Annotated in this window: 9 protein-coding genes; 6 read left to right on the top strand and 3 right to left on the bottom strand. The window is 44.1% G+C overall.

Going from position 1 to position 19,743, the window contains the following annotated elements; all coding sequences use genetic code 11:
* Nucleotides 1–17 precede the first annotated feature (17 nt).
* The 4 genes from QL919_RS08515 (at nucleotide 18) to QL919_RS08500 (ending at nucleotide 15,043) form a co-directional block, all read left to right on the top strand.
* Complete coding sequence (locus tag QL919_RS08515; protein WP_290189125.1) at nucleotides 18–2,099, top strand: hydantoinase/oxoprolinase family protein; 2,082 nt, start codon at nucleotides 18–20, stop codon at nucleotides 2,097–2,099.
* 161 nt (nucleotides 2,100–2,260) lie between these two features.
* Nucleotides 2,261–3,313, top strand: coding sequence for an AraC family transcriptional regulator (locus QL919_RS08510; RefSeq protein WP_290189124.1), 1,053 nt, complete (start codon nucleotides 2,261–2,263; stop codon nucleotides 3,311–3,313).
* Between the two features lie 185 nt (nucleotides 3,314–3,498).
* Entirely contained in the window at nucleotides 3,499–11,634 is an 8,136-nt protein-coding gene (locus tag QL919_RS08505) for a hypothetical protein (protein ID WP_290189123.1), read from the top strand.
* 1 nt (nucleotide 11,635) lies between these two features.
* Nucleotides 11,636–15,043: a hypothetical protein gene (locus tag QL919_RS08500; RefSeq protein ID WP_290189122.1), complete on the top strand. Its 3,408-nt coding sequence runs from the start codon at nucleotides 11,636–11,638 to the stop codon at nucleotides 15,041–15,043.
* Between the two features lie 153 nt (nucleotides 15,044–15,196).
* On the opposite strand, the gene QL919_RS08495 is transcribed toward QL919_RS08500, so the two are convergent.
* On the bottom strand, nucleotides 15,197–15,871 hold the full coding sequence (locus QL919_RS08495) for a hypothetical protein (RefSeq protein ID WP_201574756.1): 675 nt from the start codon (nucleotides 15,869–15,871) through the stop codon (nucleotides 15,197–15,199).
* 1,444 nt (nucleotides 15,872–17,315) lie between these two features.
* Between QL919_RS08495 and QL919_RS08490 the strand changes: the two genes are divergently transcribed.
* Complete coding sequence (locus QL919_RS08490; protein ID WP_290189121.1) at nucleotides 17,316–18,602, top strand: integrase arm-type DNA-binding domain-containing protein; 1,287 nt, start codon at nucleotides 17,316–17,318, stop codon at nucleotides 18,600–18,602.
* Here the strand turns inward: QL919_RS08490 and QL919_RS08485 are convergent.
* Together QL919_RS08485 and QL919_RS08480 are read right to left on the bottom strand one after the other, a co-directional pair.
* Nucleotides 18,570–18,884: a hypothetical protein gene (locus QL919_RS08485; protein WP_290189120.1), complete on the bottom strand. Its 315-nt coding sequence runs from the start codon at nucleotides 18,882–18,884 to the stop codon at nucleotides 18,570–18,572. The genes QL919_RS08490 and QL919_RS08485 overlap by 33 nt on opposite strands.
* A 23-nt stretch (nucleotides 18,885–18,907) precedes the next feature.
* A complete protein-coding gene (locus QL919_RS08480; RefSeq protein ID WP_290189119.1) occupies nucleotides 18,908–19,300 on the bottom strand; it encodes an immunity protein YezG family protein in 393 nt (130 codons plus the stop codon).
* A 49-nt stretch (nucleotides 19,301–19,349) separates the two neighbouring features.
* Between QL919_RS08480 and QL919_RS08475 the strand changes: the two genes are divergently transcribed.
* On the top strand, nucleotides 19,350–19,743 hold a 394-nt coding region (locus QL919_RS08475; RefSeq protein WP_290189118.1), incomplete at its 3' end, for a transposase.

Genomic DNA, 19,743 nt, shown 5'->3' with positions numbered 1-19,743 from the left:
TGAGTTAAGGATGACTTATGAAAAATGATTTCCGAATTGGCGTCGATGCTGGCGGGACGTTCACTGACTTTGTGCTGGCAGAAAAAAGCGGCGACGTGCATCTGTTCAAAGCCCCTTCCACGCCTGAAGACGGCACCTTGGCCATTGCCAATGGCTTACAGCAAATCGCCACCCAGTTTGACCGTCCTATCGAAGAGATTATTCAAGCCTGTGACCTATGTATCAATGGTACGACCGTGGCGCTCAACGCCTTGATTCAGATGAAAGGGGTTAAGGTCGGACTATTATGTACCAAAGGCCATGAAGACAGTATCGAGATACGCTTAGGCCATAAAGAAGAAGGGCACCGCTATGATGCCAGTTACCCGCCAGCGCCACAAATCGCTACCCGTGATCGTCGCTTTCCCATTCGCGGCCGTATCTTAGCTGATGGTACTGAGCATGAACCACTAAATGAGCAAGACGTCCTCGATGCCATCAAAGTATTGAAGGAAAAAGACGTCAAAGCGGTGGCCATCTCTTTTGTCTGGTCTATTCGCAATACCCAGCACGAGCAGCGCGCAAAGGAGCTGGTTGAGCAGCATATGCCAGGGGTGTTTGTCTGCTGCGGCAGCGACGTATATCCGCAGATTAAGGAATATACTCGTACCTCAACGACACTGGTCAATGCCTATTTAAGCCCAGTCATGGCCTCTTATGTCCATAAGATTGATGATTATTTTAAGGCGTTAGGCGCAGAGCAGCCCGTGCGTTATTTTCAATCGAATGGCGGACTTGCGGTTGGCGAGATCATGCGTGAACGGGCAGTGAATGCCATCAACTCAGGGCCAGCGTCAGCACCGCAGGCCGGTCTGTATATCGCCAGTCCTTTTGGTATTGACGATATCATCACGGTCGACATGGGCGGCACGTCTTTTGACATCACCATGGCAAAATCCGGTAGAACCAGTCTCAACCGTGATATTGATTTTTTGCGAAATCGCATTGGCGTGCCGATGATTCATGTCGAGACCTTGGGCGCAGGCGGCGGCTCTATTGGTCATGTCAATACCTTTGGTATGTTAGAAGTCGGCCCTCAAAGTGCTGGCGCCACCCCTGGGCCGGCGTGTTATGGTAAAGGTGGCGAGCAGCCAACGGTGACTGATGCCAACTTGGTATTGGGTTATCTACAGCCCAATGCGGTGTTAGGCGGTAGTGTGACCTTGGATAAAGAAAAAGCAGTACAAGCGGTACAGACGCATATTGCTGATCCACTGAAGATTGATCTGGCTCACGCGGCTTTTGGTATCAGTGCCATCGTCAACCAAAACATGTCCAATGCGATTCGCCGTATTACTATTGAAAAAGGTTATGACCCGCGTGACTTTACCCTGATATGTGCTGGCGGCGCGGGCGGTATGCATATTATCGCGCTTGCTGAAGAGATGGGTATTGGTACTATCTTAATCCCCAAGATAGCTTCTTGCCTGTGCGCCTTTGGCCAAATCATCTCTGATATCAAGTATAACTACTTGGCGACACAAATGATGATCATCGCCCCCGAGGCAGATCTGCATGATCTCAATACAAAACTACAAGAGCTCGAAGAGCAAGGCGTACAAAAACTACTCGAAGATGGCTTTACAGATGAAGACATCTCTATCGAACGTACCATGGAGATGCGCTACGTCGGTCAGGTACATGAATGTAATGTGCTGATACCAAACGGCAAGCTCGATGCTGAGAGCGTGCAAACCATCTTGGAGTCGTTTCATCAGCGTCACAAAGAGTTGTATACCTATGATGAGCGTGATAGTAAGGTTGAGCTAGTCAATATTGAAGTGGCGGTGATTGGTAAGATTAGTAAGCCAAAGCTACCAACTCTGCCTGCCCAGAAAGGTGACATCAGCCAAGCTCAGATTGACAGTCGTAAGATGTTATTTGATCAATCTTATGACTGGATCGACACGCCTATCTATGATGGCGAACAGTTCGGAGCTGGCGCTGTGGTCACTGGCCCTGCGCTTATTCAAGAGCCAACTACGACTCTGGTGATTAAGGACGGCTGGCAAGCAGAGCTGCATGAGACTGGGACCTATAAGTTGACTAGAGCGGCATAAAACAAAATTTAAGCTTTGTATTAACGTTAAGGCGTCAGGTATTGAACAGCGTTCAGTTCCTGACGCCTTTTTTGGCTTTATTTAGAATATAAAAGAGAATCGTTCATTATTAACTGCTAGGATATCAGTACAGTTGTGTACCAATTACTGAGTATTCAAGGATGACTGCAAATCACAAGCCAAACAACCCTCAATACACTGATCAAAATCCATCAGTTGAGTTATCGGTCACTGTCAAAGACACCTTAGATGATAAGAGTGTTTTAGACACCTCTGTGTTAGCGATACCACCGATAGGTAGGGTGCAGACACTAGACGCATTTGACTGGAAGCGCACCATTAATGATACTTATTTTGATCTTGATGTCAGCTTCAGGCAGCCAAATAAGTTTTCTGGTTTTTTGCAGCATTCTAAGCTGTTAGATATAGGCGTGTCGCGTTATTATGCTAATACGGTGCACTATGATCGCGGTGTGCAGAGCTCTGATTATACTGACGACAGTATTTTGATTACGTTTCCTATCACAGGCGATGTGCATTTTGCCCAAAAAGGACGGCAGCTGACTTCTAAGCCTGGGCAGTTCTTTATTGAGCTATCCAATTTACCTTACGAGTTTTACCATCTGCATGAAGCGTCGCTATATGTGATCAAAGTACCGCTCGCATTACTCACTGCGCAAATACGCACCATAGAGCGCCAGTTTGCCCGTAGCCTATCTATCGATGAAGGCGCTGGCAGGCTACTGGTTTTTCAGATGCGGCAAATACTGGAGTTTATGCAGAGCCATCAGCTAGACGATTTGGAGATAAAAATACTAGAGCAGCAGCTACTAAATCTCATTGTATTAACGTTGAGTGCACCTAAAGAAGTCATGATGAGTAACACTTCTTCTATACAGTCGGTGCATTTAAAACGTATCGAGCATTACGTATATTTGAACTTAGAAAACCCTGCTTTGACCCCAAAAAAAGTCGCCGCTGCTTGCCATATTTCTGTCAGATACCTGCACAAGCTTTTTGCTGACCTGCCTTATAGTTTTTCAGAGTGGGTAAAAGAGCTGCGTCTAAAACAAGCCAATCATATTTTAAAGAGTAAAAGTTATGTGACCATTGAGGAAGTCGCTCATAAAGTAGGCTATGGCGATCAAAGTTACTTTTCGCGTATCTATAAACAGTACTTTGGTTATACGCCTCGGGATACTTCTAAGCTGTGACATGCTGTCATATACAGACCTTGATGCTATTTTTCAAGGAAAATTATTAATAAATTAACAATTATTTACAAAAATAAGGGGTGAATTGCTCATTAAGTATACAAATTGTGCTATTTTTAAGTAAATCTTGATTGTTTTATAAGGCAAGCAAGCTTCTAAGAGCACTTGAATAGGAAGGTGACAGGATGTCGATACTTCTCACAGAGTACTACCAAAACCAAGGTATTCCGTACTTGAATGTGCCCAAGCCTATTCAAGACTTTATCGAACACTTTGAAATCGATATTGAGTCGCCAGAATCCTCACCAGATGTATTGATCGTATCGGGCAATCTGAAGCCGACTGATTCTTATGCCTTCCCAAAGACATTGGATGTCGGTATTGGTGACTTGACGCTGCCATTAACCAATGGCGGCTTTCCCGTTAGATTGATCGCCATGAAAGACGCTAATGGTACGGTCGACGGTTGGCAATTGGAGATTTTTTTATCAAATCTAATACTGACAGTAGAAGGGCTACGCCCCGCCATTTATGTTCCTGAGCAGGGTACTGCGCCCAGACATTTGCTTGCTGATCCTAAAAACAACAAGGTCCAAATCATCGGGCAGTCTGCTTGGTTACGTCTCTCAAGCCCCGTAGGAACATCAGGAGTAGACTTTTCATTTGTTGAGCAACCTCAGTCGGCAGAGGAGCTTCAAGGCTCACAAGCATTTTCTTCGGTCTTTTTTAGCCCTTCATCTTTTTTTATTGGATCCTCCGACTTTGGCCTGATAGTCGGCAAGGTCGTCTTTGATTTTTCAGAACAGCTGTCTCCTGCTTTTATCTCTAATGCTAGTGTGGGACCTGACTGGATGGGGCTTGCCATTCAAGAAGCGACATTTTATGCACCGCGCAACTTACCTTTGGTGGGCGATCTATCAGGGGGCGTACGTGAGGTTTTGTTAGGCAAGCCCTTTGGGCTTTATGGAGAGCTCGAAGTTCAGTTTGGTCGTAGTCCATTAGACCCCAGTACCTTTGAGTTTAGGCAACAAGACATCACCCCCGATATACCATTAGAAATAGCGGGCTCAGGATTGTCGCGAAAAGTTGAGATTGTGGCCACACAAGAGGAAAACGTGTTGATAGATGTGGCATTGACCGCGGCTGCGCCTACGCCTGATGGAAACCGTTGGACGGCGAGATGGACTTGGGGAGATAATGCCTCAGAGGAAGGATTGACAACCACAGGCACAGCTTGGAATACCCGTAAGCTCATCGTTGAGCCTATTGAAATAATCGTTGAAGAAGATCAAGAAACGCGCCTTCGTCATCCAGCCATTACTTTTCGGTTTAAGGCTTCTGGCACTGCACCAACGACAGTGAGAGCACATTTTGATAACAAGCCTTACGAAAAAGTCATTCATGTTAGTGGTACTGCCGCGGATATCAGCACCATTAAATGGTATGCAGTGCCTACACTACCTGCTGATGGCAATGCTACTCATACAGATAACAGTACTTATCAGTGGGAGCTGACCAATACTGCATTAAGCAAAAGCGGGCAGGGAGTGGTATTTGACCTCAGTGAGGTTGATGCCGATGAGTCTGAGCTATTAGGGCATCACACAATCAAATTGACCAAAACAACAGTCGTCGGTAGTGCTGAGACCAAGCAAGTCAACTACTTGCAGTTAGAGATATTGGCTGCAGGTGACCTACTGTTTGGTACCCAAAATGGCGTATTTAGCCACACAGATGAAAACAACCCCGTCAAACTTGCCGCTGTCGAAGCAAATTATGAGCTTTCTGCTTTTCTCACTCGAGGAATATTAATCTTTCATCCCTATCGAGCCGCTATCCTACCCACCAATCAGACCCAGCTAGACTTGCCAGCTGACAGTCTGGCTCAGGTCATCATAGCGCATCCTCTAAGCACTGAAACCTCTAGCTCCAGCCCCAGTATCGAAAGCAGTACCCTTGACCGTCATATTCAGGTGTTGATGGAATATAGTGAAAATCGGGTTTTACAATGGGGTAATAAAAACCCTGGTATTAATACCAAGCCGTCATTTGCCAATGAGGCAGATTTGCAAATACAGCTGCTTGCTTGGGCGGCCAAGTACCCTGGCGCAACTTTTGTTGTTATTGGCCGTTGTGATGATATCGGACAAGAAAAACCTAATATCGAGCCTGATGCCGCCAATATCGAGTTGGCAAAAAAACGGGCAAAAAAAGGTCTGGAGTTATTGACTAAGCTACTGCCTGGCGCTACAGGCGAGGTCATTGCCGAAAGTCAAGTTTGTGCACGCGGCGAAACAACCGATTGGCAGGCAAACGCATGCATGGCTAAAGAGGCCAGCTTGGCCGATGCAGTCATGATGCCAGAGGAAAAGGCGGAGGCGATTAATGCTGCCTTTAATTATGGTTGGCTGATGAGGCATAGATACCCAGAGCACCTCAATTGGGTCAACACCTTAGACAAGAGCAAGGATTACGAACGTTTTCGGCAACAGTACCGCCGCTTTGATATCTATGCCATTGGTGGTCAGCCAACGGCAGAGGCCATCATTATCGATGAAGTCACTAACACTACGGATACCGCGAATTTACGGCGTTCTATGATCGCCTCAGTCGATAGTCGAGCTGCGCCTACCGTTTCTAGTACCAATGAGATGGACTATCGAGTAAAATTGGTAGCGCGCTGGGCAAGTCCTTATGTGACTCAGCTAAAAGACGCCATTCCTGTTTTGGCTGAGGCAGAGTTTGCTTGGACACCAGATACCGTGCCTGCCATAGAGGGCCAGCCAGTACTGAGTAGTGGCACAAAAGTTCTGACGGCTTACGCAAAATGGATACACGATGCGCACACTGGCTTTACCAATACCACGCTAGGACTACGCTCAGAAGGCGATGCCGATGGTTTGCTATCGTCCGAAAATACAATCCTCGTTTCAGCGTTAGCTTTTGGTCCAGCCCTGCTCTCGACGGTAGACTTGGACCAAGACGTCATCGGCGCGGGCGGGCGTCTGGCAGCATTAATTGGTGTCGCTGTCGCTGGTGGCAATTATTTCGTCGATAACGGCAAGGTTGTGCTAATGAGCGTAGAAGCACAGGCTCAGACCAGCTCGATTGCACAGCCTACACAAGGCTATCAAGTCAGCCTGCTTAGCGATTACGTCTGTACCATTCATGCTGACAGCAAGGTTATGGGCATACAGACAAAAGCCGATCGGCCACTCAAAATACGCTATAAATCCGTTGGTGTTGAGTTTGATAACACCAAAACTGAGTGGGAAAAAATCGGGTTGGTATTTGATGACCAAGTCTCGATGGAGATTGAAGACTCAGGCCAATGGCAGATCGATGGGGTGTTAGCAGACCTGTTACGGATTGTCGATATTAGCTTTGGTACAGGTTCGATATGGGTAGAGATGGGTATTGCTGCTGCGCTCGATATTGGGATTGTAGAGATCTCTCAAGCTATTGTTAGAATCACCTATACAGACGCCTCACCCAAGTTTGAGTTGCGCGGCTTTGAGATTAAGGCGGACATACCCAATATCTTGACGAGTGTCGGCAATCTGAGGATAGCGGATGGAGGATTGATTAGAGCAGGGGTAGCGGTAGATATCGCCCCGCCTGTTGGCTTAAGCGGTAATGCAGCGCTGGCGATGCAAAAAGTAAACGCCTCTGCTACTACCCCTGAATATGTGTTTTTATCCCTTCTGCTTGGGGTGCAGTTCTCAACGCCTCTGCCGATAGGCCCAACTGGCATGGCGATATATGGATTCATAGGCAGTTTCACGATGCATGGCCGCCGTAATATGGGTACAAACGCTGATCCAGTAGCAAGGGAGCTGGATTGGTGGGCCAAACCTGCTTTTGATAAATACACAAAAGCACATGGGCAATATGCCTTAGGGCTCGGTGTGGTCGTAGGAACCTTGCCCGACTTAAGCTTTAGTTTCTCAGCCGCTGGCATGTTAGTCATGGCCTATCCCAACCCTGAAGTTATTTTAGGCGTCGATGTCAGCTTATTAACATTACCTGATACCGAGGCTACTGACGAAGGGGGAGCCGCTGGAAACTTAACAGGCTTGATTGTCATTAATGACACGGCGATAACGATCGCTGTTTTGGGCAGATACGAGATAGACAATCTACTGAGTATCAAAGTACCGTTTGGCGCTTACTTCCCAAGCGGGGGCAAGGGCACCTACGTTCGCCTGGGATCAGATGGTAATACCGATATTGCCAAACCCAGATACGGCGAGCCTATTACCCTGACGTTGTTACCGACTACCATCAATGAGCGGGCTTGGGCGTTTTTGATGATAGAGCAAGACGGCATAGAGGCACTACATGGCAATTTAGACTTTAGCTTCGATGGCTTTGCCGTCGGGTTTGGGGCTGGCTGGGGAATAGATTGGGGATCAGGAAAGATAAATCTATCAGCCTCAGCAACTATACTGGTGGGCTTTGGCACCAAGCCACTGATGATAAAAGGCGGTATATTTGTCAATGGTGAGCTGAATTTAGGCCCTATTTCTATCTCTGCTCGCGGCTCATTGACACTCACCTATATGAATGACAATGTTTATTTAGACGGTGAGTTTTGCGGAGAAGTCGATTTATGGTTCTTTAGCATCTCTGGCTGTGTCGGTGTCAGTATCGGTAGCAGTCATAGCTTAGAAGCGCCTGAGCCTCCTGCTCCACCGCTGGTTTCGATCACTTTAACCGATCGACATAATAAAATCATGGGCATGGCCGCCAAGGTAAATTACAATGATGAGGTAGTCTTAAAAAAACAAGCTATTTTTAAAATTGATGAGAATGGCAATAACATCGGTGCCAAGCCAGCTGACAATCATACCGTATGGCCAGATACTGCACCTGTGCTCCAGTTTTCACACTATATCCATAACGCCTTATCAGCAGATGTACAGTTTGCAATTGAGTCAACACCCATCCAGCCCAAGTGGTTTGGTAGCCATCAATTAAAATACACGTATCGCATGGACAAATTGACCTTATCTGACGTGACAGATCCTACTAACAAAAAATTGGTGGGTGAGATAAGCGTTGGTCAGTCTAAAAAACTACAGTCCACTTGGATGACATCCCCTTACCGTCAAAGCAATAGTAGCGGTGATAACAACCCGCTGCCAAGCGAACATGAAGGTCCGAACCTAAAACTCCTAGACATGAACGCCCTGTCTTGGGTAGCCAATATGAGTAATGGCGCAGAGGGCACTGATGGTGACCCTGCCAAAACCATCGAGCAAGTATGTGAGCCATTACCAGCGCCTAAGCATGGCTGCGTGTTTGGGCAGTCTGCTCGTAGTATCGGTCAATTCAAAATAAAAATAATTCAAACCCCAAGAGCCACAACCCCTTATCCCAGCCGCTTTTATGTTGTCGGTCAATCGGTCAATCGTGCATTTGGTCGTCTTATCGCTGGCAGAGACTTGGCGCAATTGCTGGCAAGTGCTTCTAACATAGCGCTGCAACCAGGCCGTATGATTGAGCTGCCAAGAGCCATCTCACGACATGGCACAGCCTTACGTCAAGGCTATAAACTACCTGCCATTCAAGTGATCAATCAAGACACAGCGCTTTGCCTGCCCATGCCATGGGAGGCGATGTTTGATAGACAAGTGCTAGACCCGATCGTCACCTTGCTGGTATGCCGAACCAGCACTTACTCTACTATAGCAAAAAAGAAGTGTGAAGCATTTGAGACCATCAAGCCTTATGGCTCAGGTCTTAGCAAAACCAAGCTTGAGCTGACCGACATGACCATAACAACGGTCAACCCTAATCACAACTTTAGTATCACGGATAGTGTGGATAAAAGAGTAGCGCCTGCGCGGGCAGGAAGGGATGGTCATGCAGACTTGTCTTTCCCTGATAGTGGTATCTATGTGTCGTTTGCTCAGCCTGGTAAACAAATAGAAGCTCGCTTTATGATACTTAAGCCTAAAGATATTAAGGTGCAAGGCTATAGCGAGCAAGGTGATAGGATAGTGAGTAAGACCCTAACCAGCACTCGGGATGAGCCCCTGATTGTACGCTTAAACGCCCGTGATCCCATTCAGCGGATCAAAATCACAGGGGGTGGCAATGCAGCGGTCTTATATCAGATCTGTGTGATACCCACTAACGACTTGATAACCGCAACTGAGCCCACTGAACCAACAACCAAGCTTATCTGTGAGCGCTTTAATGATTTAAAACCAGTATCGCGTCGGCAAAAGACACTTAAGCACAGTATTTTTTATATCACCCCTCTAGAGGCAGATCGTTATCTACAATTGGTAGATGCTGTAGATCAACGTAGAAAAGTACCTGTAGTCGGCCGTGATGGCTCATTAGATATTGCCCTTCCTGATACAGGTATACACGTCTCTTTATCAGCGCCATGTCACTATCTCGAGCTGTGGGTGGTGAGCTGGGCTAAATCCTCGATTAAGGCACAGGCGTTTAATAAGGATAAGAAAGTTATCGCCTCTATGACAGTATCAGGCGGCGCAAAAGAGTTTCATCGTATACAACTTGATCCTGAAAATACTGAGGACGGCATCACTGCTTTTACACTGCAAGGCGGTAGGAGTGAAGCTGTCCTTTTCAAAATCTGCTACAAGTTACCTGTTGAGACTGGCAAAAAAAGACGACTAGCGTCTTTATTGGATGCAGAGCGCATAGATATCAACAAGGTGATTGCCCATACTCAAACCACGTCTACAGAAGCAGATTCAGCAACGACGTCTAGAGTGAATAGCAAGATCAGCGGTGTGCCAAAGGTTACTGGGATTGTAAACGATGACCCGTCATTAATGTGGGATTATAAGATCATCAATTTGCCGACACTAGCAGATGACTGCTATCTGGTCGAATATCGCCCTGCGCCTAATAACAGACAAACTGCTTGGAACGGGTTTGCGATAGAAAGTCAGCCTAATTTTGATGTCAGCGTACTGTCAATATGCGCAATAGATAAGCTGGCAGTAGACAATCAAGAAGCCGATCAAGCCGCTAGGCAGAGCCTGCAAGAGAAAATAGAGCATCTATTAATAGAGCTGGATGCTAATGAGCGCCGTGAAATCCTATTAGATGCAGGCTGTACTTATGAGATAGCCTTGGACTGGTCATGGCAATCATGGCAACCAAAAGATGATGAAACCTCTCCACCAGATCCTGTAGCGGCAGATTGGACGGCAGGGGACTCACAACGATTCCAGTTTGCCGTAGCAGAGGAATCAGCGCTAGCTGATGATACCCAAGATGGGCTAAACGAGTATATTTTTGACCCAAGAGATATCGCTCGTTATCTCAAACTGGTCGAGCCTGACAATGGTCAGATAGCACATTTTACGGAGGATCCATTATGGGTGCATTTTGAGACTGGTCACGTTGAGCAGTTGCTGGCACGATATGATCGAAAGCTTTGGGTAGAAGTAAAACGTACAGATCCACCGCCGCAGTCTACCTTTAGTAGACTGCAAGCAATACTGCAATCCTTAAAACCCAAATCTCTTGACTGGCTCAATGCACCCGATCAGCTCAATAGCTTGGGATATCAGCGCATTAATGAGGCAGTAATGCAGTCACCTTGCTTACCTGATAGTACTTTGATGGGTGGGGCGTCGCTACAAGCCAGCTTTGAGCTGGAGCCCAATGCCATGTATGACTTCAATCTTATTGCATTAAAAGACGATGAAAGTGATCCTTTGGTGATATCAGCTTCTAGATTTAAAACCTCTATTTACGCGGGAGCTGACGAGCTGATCGAGCACCTAGGGTATGATTTAAGCGGTTCAGTCAATCCATATTACCCAAGTGATATTATCTTACCTAGTGGTACGGTCATAGCAAATAGTGATTTGCAGGTGTCTGACAGCCTGATAGATGAGCTCTTAACTATAATGGGCGTGGATATCTTACCGCTACCCGGGCGTCATCCGATGACTTATGCCGTTTGGTCTCTTACCGATTCTAATATCCACTCTCATGGCGATACCAATAGCAGCTCATGGCGACTTGAGGGTTTGTTTATAGACAGCCTAGAGCCTTTAAAACGTACTGGTGCGGTAGCCAGTGATGATAAGGCGATAATAAAAGACACGTTGATGCTAAACAAGGCGCTTATAAGTGGTCAAACGCTTAGTGTCCACAGTGCCAATAAAAACTGGACACGGGTGTTTTTAAAGCCTGCTCAGCCACTGCTGATATCAGATACAACCTCTCATATTGCATTGGTATTTATGAGTAAAGAAGGCATTAAAACGGGTAAAAAAACCATCAGCAATCAACCCGCTATTATCAACAGAGAGGGCTTATAACATGTTGCCATTAGTGAAACCAGGACTCTTTAATGCCCAAGCGCTGTCAGTTGATAATAACGACTCTCATCTACATAAGGGCAACTATATTAGACTTTCGGCGCACCCAAAACTGGGGTTGCCAGTCGCGCCTTTTGTGATTAAACGTACCGTTACCACGGCCAAAGATTTAAAATACCGTAATTTATTGCGTACGGCAGCTGTCTTCATCGACTCGATGGGATATGCTCTGGAGCCACCTTTTGATGTCACCCCTGATAATCCTGTTATTGCACGAATACCGTTACAAGCAGATGAGGTCTGCCTTTGGGCACAGGTTTTGGTCAAGCAGCCATCACGCCCTATATATAAATTTATAGATCAGAAATATGAGCGAGTACTAAACCCATTAAACAGAGTAAAATTTTTGGGTGGTAAGCGGCTGCCTGACACTGTCTTTGATAGCTTTGATAGGGTAGTCGATTACAGTAGGCGTAAGAAACCCTCAGTAGGCAAGTCATCATTACAGTGTGAAGCCTTTGTTAATACAGCCAACAGCGGACTTGCGTCAATTGGGAAGCGCTCTCAACATCGCTATGTGTTCAACTCACACAATATCACCGAGATTAAGATCACAGGAGTAGGTGAGGTAACAGGCATAGAGTGGATAGAAGCAAAAGAGCTGACCCAGCAATCACAGGGCAAAAAAGCCATTTCATACTTTCAGCCTTATGCTGTGCTCAATTTACCGCATGCCGGAGGCTTACGATATCTGTCACTACCGAATGCCGAGCGCCGCGCTTTTGAGCGTGTCAAAGCGCAAGCGCCTAAACGTCGACCGCTGCAAGAGACACTTAATACGCCTGCACCTGCTACCGCGCCGCTAAGTGATGATAGGTTTGAGAGTCGGCGAGTGGCTTCTTTATATGAGGGTATGGATGATGATTTAGAGTTATTACTCACAGGCAGCGACTCGCCATTTGCACAGACGATTGAAGAAGACATCATTGATGAAAATGCCACCCCAATTGGCAGCAATAACATATCGCGCTTAAGTTATTTTAATCAATTACAGATAGATCCTGGTACAGCTGCCCTTATTGGTTATAAATTATACGATGATACTCCAGCAGCTTCTGATGATGACATAGTCATCTATCAAATCAATGGTTTTTTTAACGACTACTCAGAGCCGATGCGCTCAACAGGAACAGGTAAAATTGCAGAGTGGCTAGCGAAATTAAATAATAAAGATCTATTATACAAACTATTACTGAATGATATTCCGCAGCCTTACAAAACAGCTTCGTCAGAAACCGTGATGGATTGGTACGTAAAATTGACGGAAGGTAAGTCAGAGTTTATGTTAAATAGACGTGTGTTGCAAAACTTTGCAAACACCAAGCGTTATATTGGTATAAGTACCATCGTCATTGCCGATCAGGGCTCTATTTTAGATCAAGTGAATGCGCCTACTATTAACAAAGCGGAGCATGTAGATTGGCTTCCCGCTATACCTCCGCTAGCTAAAAGGCATGTCAGAGTGGATTTAGCAGATACCTTGGTAGCAGGGTTACTGGCCGCTGGCAAGCAGCCATTGATTAAAACAGGTCAGTATCAAGCCCTAAATAGAAAGAATGCCAGAAGATTTCACATGCCAATCGTATTATCAATCAATACCAATAGTAGTATTGGTGACGTTGTCTCTGAGCCAGGTACAGGGTTTATCAGTGATCGCCTTGCCGTGCCTGAGGCGATCAAGTATGCAGTGGCGCAGCAAGACAGGTTTGGTCGTTGGTCAAACTGGACTTTTATCACAGCAGCAGCAGGTCCTCGTCCATATCCGCCACGTCCACAGCTTCAGGCGTTTTATACCATACCGACAGCCGAGGCGGCGGCAAGTGTCGGCGGTGAGATACTGATCAAAGTACCAGTGCCAGACTCTGATGTATTGGCGCCTGGCAGCTTCTTACTCAAAAAATTAAACCTAAGTTTGACAGATCTATCTACTCAAGAGCGCACTACCTTAACGATATTAGAATCCACAAAAGTTATTGTTGATAGCCTTCATAGCAATGCTAATAACAGCACTCATCACGACCCTAATCTTGATAACTACTGCTTGATGATCACTGTTACCGCACCGACACTTGAGCCAGCAGAGCAGCGCAAGATGCGTATCGTTGCCACGTGGCAAGATACCAACAATCGATTGTCAATGGAATCTGAACCCCTGACGCTGGTATTAAATGACCCACGGCCACCTGCACAAATAGATATTGAAAATACAGTTCAATATGCGGCACGTCCAGATATAACAGGTGTCAGTTGGATCGAGTATCGCTGGCAACCAAAAGATAAGCAAAGCACTTTTGACATATATTATACCGATGAAAACCGCTTATTAGCGCAGTTAGAGGCTTTGGGGAAGAGGGGTATATTAAACGATGCAGCCACTGCAGCGGATCGGGCAGCGATTTATCGTGAGCACCAAGCGTTTTTCCACGATGCCTTATTTGAAAAGCTAGCAGATGTGCAGGTGGTTTTTAATGCAGAAGAGGTTGGGTTTCGTCATGGCGTGTCAGGCTCATTAAAACTGCTCAACTTTTATAAAGTGGCGACAATGGCATCCACAGGAGCAAAGCCTGACCTAAAGCAGTTGGATATGCTGATATATGCCATTCCTAATACTGATCCGCCAGCTAGCCCTAGTATCTCGGTAACGCAAGTACCTGCAGAGCCATCTGAGCCTCCTTATGTCGCCAAGGTAGCGCTGACCTTAGAATCTGGAGTAACGCCAGGTCATCGCTGGCGCTTGAGACGCTCTTCTGTTAGCAGTAGTAATATACAAGACATGCTCATCGTTGCACAAAACTTGCCACTAGAAAACACCACAACGGGGCTACAGACAGCCATCTATCGAGATGATGGTAGCGTCGAAGTTGCAGCGACTGCACAGTTAAAACCTTGGGTTGAATATAGCTGGGTTGCAGAAGTACAAGCAGAACCAGAAAGCGAAACGGCTTCTAGTGTCGTAGCTGGACGTTGGAGCCGTGCATCAAACCCTGTCAGCTTGATTTTAGCACCTGCTACTGCGCCAAGCGCTCCGAGCATCGAAGAGATAAAAGGGACAACTGGCCCAACAGGCCTTAAAGAGGTTCAATTAATCGTCGATCATGAGGATGACTTATCTGGTGGCAAAGTAGGTAGCTATCGCATCCAAATAAGACGCAGATTAGCTACAGAACAAGCATTTGCTGTGATTAGTGAGGTCAAGGTATCAGGTAGAGGACCTTTTGTGATTAATGATGTTTTAACCGACCTTGCAAATGAAGAGGTTCCTTTTGGAACAGAATATCAAGTTGAACTGATTGACCCCTTAGGTCGTATCAGCGTAGCGAGCGCGATTGCAGCAGTAAATGCGATATAAGAATTGGTTTACTACAATATATGTTAAAAAGTGAATATGCTAGTGGTTTTTAATAGCACGAGACTTTGTGGCAGAATACAAAAAAAGGGCAGTGCCTGATAGATACATTGCCCTCAATCTTTAATATTTTTCATCATCTAAACAATCAAGCGCCTATACTGTCCATTGTTCATTAATAATAGCAACTAGGTAGCGTTTTCCCTGATACTCATCAAATACCAAACGCATGATGCGCCAGTCCATACCGTCAAACTCTTCTGTTCCCTTATAGTAAAACTCAACAAATTCTGAGTTTTGATATATATTTTTTAAGTTGTTTATCATGTTTCCGTTTTGCTTAAACTCATTAACACTCAGGGTAGATTCATTAAACTTATCAGCATCGACCCAAGTCTCCAAATAATCTGGTAGTGGAATGACTAAGGGATCGCCAGTACCGTCACGTTCACCCCAAGTAAAGCGAATTTTAGATTCTTGTAGATATTGGGCAAACTGGTCACGGCTAAAGACTTTATCTGACTCTGGACGTACATAGGCATACATCGAAAAACGCACACCGCGAGTTGGATGGATGTCGTTGGTGATTCTGGCATAGTCGTTATTGGCAAGCGCACGTTGGATACGTAATGCTTGCTGTCTAAGCGTTTGCTGACTCATGTCAGAGACGACAGGCGCTGATGAATTGCCGTTTTGATGATTGGGAATGGTCGTGTTGGACTCAGCAGAAGATTGACAGCCAGTTGCAGTTAGGATGGATGCGAAACACACAGCAGCAGATAACTTATATAGACAAGACTTAGAGATACTAAGGCAAGATGACGGCATCATAAAAATATCCTTATCGTAACTAAATTAAGTTAATTGAAATTATAATCAGTACTGCAATAAGCTTTGATTGAACAATGCTTGATTAAGCGTACAATGAATATCCTTACTAAATTAGCAAACATTAGGAGGGAGTTTTGTAATATTTGGTTTACAGAATACTCTCAAAGCTGTTAGTTTGTTTTCGCATAATGTATATTATGTTAAACTAGAGCTACCGCACAATAAGTTCATGGGATTATAATTAAACAGTAAATCGTTAGTCAGTCTGGTTGTTAATTGCTTAACCATGATATGTGTTACCTGTTCAAATAATCATTGTAATCACCGCTAGTATAATTACTAACTGATATATCTTGAAGCCTTAATGTATAGAGTCTTCATAGATCCTAGTGTATCCGTAATCGATTAATGTATTAATTCAAGTCGCTAATAGCCTCTCTCTATATATACTCCAGAAGCCTATTATAGACATGTTGTAGATACAGTAATTTTACTATTAATTCAAAGTTAGTCTGTTTGGTAATCTTGCTCTGCTCATCATTGCTAAGCTTATTACCTTCACAGTACCTACCAAGCCCTTTGCATAATCTGTCATTTCTAATCATCACCTAATAACCAAATCACTCATCAATCGATTTTTGGTAGCTTAGCCGACTTCATCATTAATGCGAATATGCTTGAACTACGTTAGGTACAGAAGTATTCGCCACCAAGTGACAATCAGTTCAAAGTAAAAGCAATAACCGTTCTGAATGCCTATTACTCTATATCATTGATAAGCACGCATACAAGCTCTGGCAATGCGCCTACTTGGCATATCAGTAAGTCCAAGTCTAGATACACCTTATAGCTGCTATTATCATAGCTAACTACGTTGTAATACGCTCTTATTTAAAGTCACCAAAATAGCCTTCTAGATTAGTGAAACATTCATTGGTCTTTTCTAACATCTCTCGTTCTTCCTGAGATATCTTAATCTAAGGCATTGAGTTGATGCCTCCCAAATTTGCACAGAACAGTACTATCACCCTGATTAAGGTATTCTGTGCGAGTACAGGATCACGGTTTTTCGTGCAAATACGTCGAAGGACTCTATTGCCAATAGCAAACAGCACTCTTACTTTTAATCTATGTGAAGTTTATTACTTCAAACGCCATATATATCAACAAAAAAATAGCTTACTCCTTCTTTCTCCACTATACTATAATTATCCCCAAGTGAGCCTTGGGAATGATTAGCTATTAAAATCCTTATTTTAAAAGGCTTTCAGGATATAAATTAATAAGAATGGTGTCCAAATTGGTGTCCAATTATGTATAGTCTTAATAAAGATCTTGATTTTCATGACCCATGGCACTTGTGCAAACCTAAGCATTCATTTGAATGTAAATTAATATTTATGACCTTAATTCATCTCACCTAAAGTATTTTCGGATATAAGTTATGTCTATCAATAATATAAATGATATTAACAGTCTTGAGTATAAAGATAAGATCTATTCAGTAAGCGTTTCAGGCATCGCTGGTTTAAGTGTACGCGTCTACCCAAATGGCAAGAAGGAATACTATCTTCGTTATCCTCATCCACATGTTGAAGGTAAACGTCCTAGAATAATGCTTGGCAAAATCGATGATATTAGCTTATATGAGGTTAAGCACAAAGCAGAATCCATACTTGAAACGGTCTCCAAAGGCATTGATCCTAAAGCTATAGACAGGCAGGAGAAAGTCAATAAATACGCTCATTTAAAAAACGCTACTTTTTCTGAGATCGTACAAGCTTGGAGAGATAATAAGATAGCGAGTCGTCATCAAGGCAAATCTAATAAACGTGCTTTTAGCGACTCGACCCTTAAGTTTTGGGATTTATGCCTAGGATACATGTGTGAAGAGATTGGCGACCTAAGAATGAACGATATCACAAGTGAGGTAATACTAAGTGTATGTGAGGCTATTCAAAATAATGAAAATCAGGCAGCTTTCGTTGGTGCGAGCACTCGACTTTATACTGAGAAGGTATTTTCATTCGCCGTAGCTCGAGGGTTATGCGATAAAAATGTGGCTATTGATACACGTGGAGAGCTTGCACCTGCTAATTCAGGCAACCACTTACCAGCCATTACTAAACCTGATCAGTTTACAACCCTCCTAAACGATATGTCCAATTTTCAGGGGGCAAGTAAAATCACATTGGAGGCAATGAATTTATTACCGTATGTCTTCGTGCGTAGTATCGATTTACGATCTATGCGCTGGCAAGATATAGATTGGGATAACAAACTATGGGCGTTCTCTCCTACTAAAGGCGAAGGTCGTGAGGACATGGTATCGCACTTAGTTGTACCCCTTGCCACGCAAGTCATTGAACGCTTACGAAGCATACAAGCAATTACAGGTCACAAAGAATATGTATTTGCATCGATGCGTGCCTCAAGTAATTCTTATATTAGTAAAGCGACGCTAGTACAGATATTTCATAGGCTTGGATACAAAGATATCCAGTGTGCTCATGGATTTCGAGCATCAGCTAAAACCTTACTTATGGAGCAACCTGAACTGCGTTACTCAGATATTGTAACTGAGCTGCAATTAGGACATCGAATAAAGGATACGCATGGCGGGGCTTATAACCGATTAGATGAAATCGATACTCGAATACTCATGATGCAAGATTGGGCTGACTATATAGATAAGCTCCTAACCAAAGTCAAAATTATATCGTCCATCTGAAGTAACTTTCATCTTGCAGGTTGTCCAACGCTTATTAGTCTGTTTCATTACATTATTTAATTCAGCGAATAGTTTATATAGGGCGTATTCATTACTTGCATTAATTTTATAATCCATCTCTTCAGATCCATTAAACCAAACTGACAATAGGCTGTTGTCAAAATCATCGTCTAATGGAATAAGTTCAAGATATTGACAGTATTTATCCCAATTTTCTGGAGCATTTTCAAATATAGTAATTACTATTCTTTCCTGTAACTCTTTAGATTTTTCTATACTCATTTATAGCTACTTAATTAAGAAAATTAGAAACTTGCATAATCTGGATGATATAGAAGGTCGTCTGCTGTTTCCCACTTCAAGCGTGGTGGTCTGTCATAACCAAAGTCAAAGTTGTATTTTCCATCTGAAGTAACTTTCATCTTGCAGGTCGTCCAACGCTCATCAATTTCAGCAATAACATTGTTAAGGTCGACAAATAGCTCTTTCATATTTGATTCATTTAAAGCTGAGATTTCAATATCAATCATTTCCTTATTATTACTATCGAACCATACTGTAGTCCAACTGTTATCCATATCTCCATCTATTAGTAACAATTCCATATATATACAGCATTTACTCCAATTCCTTGGTGCATGTTCAAATATCCAGTAAGCAATTTGTTGTTGAATTTCTTTAACTTTACTCGCACTCATTATTCTATCCTCCTGCTGGTTTATTTTAGCAGTTATTCTCTATTTTTAAGTGTTCTTATTTTTCGGGGGGATTACCACTCCAGCTCAATATAAGAAAGAGTTTGAATGGCTCAAAGACGTCGATAGCCTGGCACTGGCTAACGTACAGCAAAACCTAAGAGCCGCTTATAGTAAATTCTTCAAAGGATCGGGTTTCCCTAAATTCAAAAAGAAGGGGCAGCGTGACAGCTATACCACCAATAACCAAAAGGGCACAGTGGCGATCACAAACAATACCGTTAAACTGCCTAAGATTGGTCACATCAACGCTAAATTTCCAAGCAAGGTAAATGGCTTAATAAAATCAGCGACCATCAGCCGCACCCCATCAGGCAAGTACTATGTCAGCCTACTGGTTGAAACCATCGCTACAACACTGCCAAAAACCCACTCTAACATCGGCA

Source organism: Psychrobacter sp. APC 3426 (assembly GCF_030408035.1).
Classification (GTDB): domain Bacteria; phylum Pseudomonadota; class Gammaproteobacteria; order Pseudomonadales; family Moraxellaceae; genus Psychrobacter.
Note: the sequence above shows the minus strand (reverse complement) of the source record. Positions and strands in the feature narration are given on the sequence as shown.

Coding starts and splice junctions, on each gene's coding strand:
- QL919_RS08505 (WP_290189123.1), top strand. CDS start 3,499: ATGTCGATACTTCTCACAGAGTACTACCAAAACCAAGGTATTCCGTAC.
- QL919_RS08500 (WP_290189122.1), top strand. CDS start 11,636: ATGTTGCCATTAGTGAAACCAGGACTCTTTAATGCCCAAGCGCTGTCA.
- QL919_RS08495 (WP_201574756.1), bottom strand. CDS start 15,871: ATGATGCCGTCATCTTGCCTTAGTATCTCTAAGTCTTGTCTATATAAG.
- QL919_RS08490 (WP_290189121.1), top strand. CDS start 17,316: ATGTCTATCAATAATATAAATGATATTAACAGTCTTGAGTATAAAGAT.
- QL919_RS08480 (WP_290189119.1), bottom strand. CDS start 19,300: ATGAGTGCGAGTAAAGTTAAAGAAATTCAACAACAAATTGCTTACTGG.
- QL919_RS08510 (WP_290189124.1), top strand. CDS start 2,261: ATGACTGCAAATCACAAGCCAAACAACCCTCAATACACTGATCAAAAT.
- QL919_RS08515 (WP_290189125.1), top strand. CDS start 18: ATGAAAAATGATTTCCGAATTGGCGTCGATGCTGGCGGGACGTTCACT.
- QL919_RS08485 (WP_290189120.1), bottom strand. CDS start 18,884: ATGAGTATAGAAAAATCTAAAGAGTTACAGGAAAGAATAGTAATTACT.